The organism is Candidatus Eremiobacteraceae bacterium, assembly GCA_035295225.1.
Classification (GTDB): Bacteria; Vulcanimicrobiota; Vulcanimicrobiia; order Eremiobacterales; family Eremiobacteraceae; genus JABCYQ01.
Window position 1 is genome coordinate 1 of record DATGJI010000019.1, and the last position, 4,888, is coordinate 4,888.

Consider the following 4,888-nt stretch of genomic DNA (forward strand, 5'->3'; position numbering starts at 1 on the left):
CCGCATCCTGGTCTCGATTGCCGACGAAGAAAAAGAAGAATCCATTCCGGTTCTCGAGCGCTACGTTCGCATGGGGCACACGCTCATCGCCACGCCGGGTACGCGCGAGTATCTGCAATCGGCGGGCATTCCGTGCGAGCAAATCAACAAGATTGCCGACGGTTCGCCCCACGTTCTCGATCTGATTCACGATCGCACTGTCGATCTCGTGATCAACGACGCGCAAGGCGCCCGGGAAATCTCCGACAACTATCGCATTCGCCGCGCGGCGGTGGAAGCGAATATCGCGTGTTTGACCAGTTTGGATACCGCTCGCGCGCTGGCGGAAGCGTTGGAAAATACCGCCGGACCGCCGCGCTCGCTGCAAGAGTACCGATGCGCGCAGACGCACGTACGGTCGTAGATTTGGGCGCGAAAGCGCCTACGGCGTTTGTGCTTGGCGGCAACGGCAGCACGCTCGCGTTCGTCAGCAGTCTGCGCGCGGATGCGCAGAGCGTTGCGGCACATCTCGTGCCGATCGCGCAAACCCCCATCGGCGCCGTTGCCGGCGATGCGTGGCAGAACGTGACCGTTGCAATGGCCAATCTGCTGGATTGGCTCGACAAGACGTTTTCGCCCGAGGACGATCGCGCATTCGTCGCGCCGCTGCGCGACATCGAGTTACTGGCGCGCATCAATTGGCACGCGGAGCTGCCCTCGCGCTTGGACGACGCGAGCGTTTTGAACATCGAAGACGTTCCGGAAGAGTTTGCGGAGGCGCTCGCGCATCCGCCGGAGCCGCTGGTACAGTGCGGGGCTTGCCGGCGCCTGTGCGTGCGCGATCACTTCGTGTGGCGCGAGAAGCAGCTGTGCGCCTGGGATTACCACCGGCAAGTGTTCGGAAAGCGCGGACCGTGGCATAGCGGAGCATATGAAGCGCGTCACTTCGAAACGATTCCGCCGGCCGCGTACGTCGCGCCGCTGCTGCTCGAAGAGGCGGGTGTGGACGTGGTGCTCGCGGTTGCCGGAGTGGACGACGCAATTGCGCGCGATGCGGTGAACGTCGTGCTCGGCCGCGACGCCGATCGCGCCTACCTCGCGGTGCGCACGCCGGACGGTTATACGCTGCTGCGTGAGCGAACCGGCGCGACGGCGTGACCGCCGCGACCGTTTCGCGCCTGCGCGCACTGTTCGTCGTTCTCTTCGGCATCTTGATTCTCAGACAGATCTACGTGCAGGTCATTGCGCGTCCCGACATCGCGTCGAACCCGTACAATCCGCGGCACGCCCTGCTCGGGCAGAACCGCGGACGCATTCTGGCAAGCGATGGAACCGTGCTCTCGCAGACGGTTAGCGGCAAGCGTGTGTATCAGTACGGCACGTCGCTCGCGCAAACGGTAGGGTATGTTTCACAGCGCTACGGCACCAGCGGCCTCGAGGACGCGTACGATCGCGCACTAACGCCGGCCGACACGACGGGCGATACCGGCGCGCAAATCGGTCAAATCGCCGAAGCGATGACCGGAAAGAGTTCCACGTCTCGCGGAGCCGACATCGTCACGACGATAGAACCGGCCATTCAAAACGAACTATACACGAAACTGTCCGGGTATTCGCGCGGCGCCGGCGTGGTGCTCGACCCGCGCACCGGCGCGGTGCTTGCGCTCGCAAGCGTCCCAAGTTTCGATCCGAACGACCTGGACGCGGAATTCGGCTCTCTCGTGCACGACCAGAGCAGCCCGCTGCTCAACCGGGCCATCAACGGACTGTATCCACCCGGTTCAACCTTCAAGATCTTTACCGCATCCGCGGCGCTCGACGCAGGTGTCGTGACGATGCAATCGACGTTCTACGATCCGGGCTACTATACTATCGGGAACTTCACGCTGCACGACGACGAAAGTGAAGCCACGGGCACGCAAGACGTCACCGGCGCCTTCGCGCTTTCCAGCAATGTGGACTTCGGTCAAATTGCCTTGAAGATGGGGACGGACACGTTCTATCGGTATCTCGACCGCTGGGGCATCGGCGGCTCGTTGGATTTTCAGCTCCCCGCATCGCGCGATCACGTACCCGCGAAAGATTCCATCGTGCCGGGCGAGCTCGCGCAGATGGGCTTCGGACAAGGTGCGCTGCTGATGTCGCCGCTCCAGATGGCTCTGGTGGCCGCGACGATTGCGAACGGCGGTTCGGAGCCGCGCCCCTACATCGTGCGGCAGGTCGTATGGCCGGGCGTGAGCACGAGCAGCTACGGCCCCGCTCAACTGGCGACGCCCATATCGGCGGATACGGCGGCAAACGTGAAGAAGATGATGATTGCGGTGGTTGCGCGCGGAACGGGCACCTCGGCGCAGCTGGCGGGCGTCACCGTCGCCGGCAAGACCGGCACGGCGACGAATCCCTTCGGTGCGCCGCATTCTTGGTTCGTCTGCTTCGCGCCGGCCGAAAATCCGCGTGTCGTCGTCGCCGTGATCGTCGAAAACGGAGGATACGGGGCCGCCGTCGCCGCGCCCATAGCAAGAAATGTTTTACGTGTCGCATTGGAACATACAAAGTAATGAACGTGTCTTTGCGGCGCCCTCGGGGAGAGTTTAAGCTGCACGCAGATTTAGGCGCCATGAAGCTGTGGGGGCCCCATCGCTTGCGATGGGGGGCGCCCTTCGATACCTCAGGACAAGCTCCGCTAGGGCGGAGTGCCTTTTAAACCGTGATAGACGAAGCCCATATTTTCAACAATCGCTATCGTCTCGACGGGAAACTCGGCGAGGGCGGTATGGCTACGGTGTATTGCGGAACCGATACGCTGCTGCGCCGCCGCGTCGCCATCAAAGTGCTGCGCGAACAGTACGCGTCGGATGAAGACTTCGTCCGGCGCTTCTATCAAGAGGCGGAATCCGCGGCGCGCCTTTCTCATCCCAACATCGTCAACACCTACGACGTCGGGCGCGAAGGCAACACGTATTACATCGTGATGGAGCTGGTCGACGGCCCATCGCTCGCGGAGATGATCGCGAGCGACGGCAAGCTTCCCGAGCAGGTCGCAATCGATTATGCGGCACAGATCTGCAACGGTCTTGCCTACGCGCACCGCCAGGGATTGCTGCATCGGGACATCAAGCCCGCCAATATTTTGATCACCAAAGACGACGTGGTCAAACTTTCCGATTTCGGCATCGCGCGCGCGATGTCGCAGCAAACGATGGCGATGACCCGTCCGGGGCTCATCATGGGCAGCGTGTATTACCTTTCGCCCGAGCAAGCACAGGGCCACGAGCTGCACGAAACTTCAGATTTGTACAGCGTGGGCGTCGTGCTCTATCAGATGCTCATGGGGCAGCTGCCTTACGTCGGCGACTCCCCCGTGACGGTAGCGCTCAAACACGTTTCCGATCCGGTTCCGGCCATCGATCCGGAAACAACCGGAATCAGTCCGGCACTGGCCGCCATCGTCAATAAGCTGCTGCAAAAACGTCCCGACCATCGCTTCCAATCCGCAAGCGAGGTCGCCTCGGCTCTGCGCGAAGCGCGCGAGCGTCCGGCCGTAGCGGCGTTTTCGATGCAGGATGATTCGCCGACGCAGCCGATTCAAGGCCCGCTGGCGCCGCCGCCGCGTCCGTCGCGTCTGCCCGATAGACAGGCGCAGGTGGAGGAACACGAGCCGCGCCCGCGTTCGGTCGGACCATTCATCGTGCTGGTCATCGCGGCGCTCATCATCGCGGCCGCGGCCGGATACGTTGCGACGCGTCCCGGCGTGCCGCGCGTTACGCTCGACAACTACGTCGGCATGACGGACGTGCAAGCCTCGCAGGCGCTCGTGAACAGCGGCCTGAGCCCGAAGATCACGCGGCAGACGAGCGATACGGTTCCCGCAAATCGCGTCATCAGTCAAGATCCTGCGCCGAGCACGCAGGTCCCGAAAGGGAATCCCGTGGGGCTCGTCGTCAGCAGCGGTAAACCGACGCTGACGCTGCAGAATTTCGTGACCTATACGGTCGGCGATGCGCAAAACGATCTCACGAACCTCAAGTTCCGAACGAAGATCGAGAGCAAGTTCGATCCCGCGGCAAAGGGTACCGTGATCGACCAAAAACCCAAAGCCGGCACGACGCTGCGTGAAGGGTCGACCGTGACACTCGTCGTTTCCAACGGTCCCGCGCCGACCAAGATGCCGCGGCTCGTCGGCCTCACGCTCGACAAAGCGCGCGCCATCGCGGCAAAAGACGCCTTCACGATCAACATTGCCGAGACCGCGTCGTTCAATAATATTCCGCCGAACGTCATCCAGTCACAAGACGTCACCGCCGGCACGACGATTCCGTCGGATCACTCGGTCACGGTCAATGTGGTCGTGAGCACCGGCGGCGGCCTTGCCCAAGTACCGGGCGTCGTCAACCAGAATTACGTGAGCGCAAATTCGGCGCTGACGAAAGCCGGTTTCAGCGTGAAGGTCGACCCAATCGTTCACCCGGCGTCAGCGGACAATGGGCTCGTGATTCAGCAAGATCCGGCCGGCGGGACGCCGCTGGAACGGGGAAATGAGGTCACCATCATGCTCTCGATTCCGGGTGAAGTTCCGGATACCGAAGGCATGGCGCTGCAAGACGCGGAGAACACGCTGCTCAACGCTGGGTACACGGTCGGCAACATCACGCCGACGACGGAAGGCGCCAACGGAAAAGTGGTGCGCACCGAGCCCTTTGCCGGCACGAAGTTGAATCCGAATACGCCGGTCAACATCTACGTCAACAGCGCGAGCGCGCAGCCGTCACAGCCATGACGCGGCGCGTCTTGGGCATCGACCCGGGCCTGCGCACCACGGGCTACGGGGTCATCGAATTTCTCTCGGGCCGATCGCGCCTCATCGAAGCCGGCGTCGTAACCCCGAAGGTCAGCGGTTCGCTCGAGGCGC

The 4,888-nt window shown here is 62.6% G+C and carries 4 protein-coding genes; all 4 read left to right on the top strand.

The genetic code is table 11. The annotated features are described in order from the left end of the window. On the top strand, window positions 1–403 hold a 403-nt coding region (locus tag VKT51_02510), incomplete at its 5' end, for a hypothetical protein (GenBank protein ID HLJ83034.1). Further along, window positions 376–1,137 (top strand): hypothetical protein, encoded by a 762-nt coding sequence (locus tag VKT51_02515; protein HLJ83035.1) that lies wholly within the window; start codon window positions 376–378, stop codon window positions 1,135–1,137. The genes VKT51_02510 and VKT51_02515, both read left to right, overlap by 28 nt. Then, window positions 1,134–2,537, top strand: coding sequence for a penicillin-binding transpeptidase domain-containing protein (locus tag VKT51_02520; protein ID HLJ83036.1), 1,404 nt, complete (start codon window positions 1,134–1,136; stop codon window positions 2,535–2,537). Before VKT51_02515 ends, VKT51_02520 begins: the two co-directional genes overlap by 4 nt. 149 nt (window positions 2,538–2,686) lie before the next feature. Continuing rightward, window positions 2,687–4,756 (top strand): Stk1 family PASTA domain-containing Ser/Thr kinase, encoded by a 2,070-nt coding sequence (gene pknB / locus VKT51_02525; protein ID HLJ83037.1) that lies wholly within the window; start codon window positions 2,687–2,689, stop codon window positions 4,754–4,756. Window positions 4,757–4,888 lie beyond the last annotated feature (132 nt).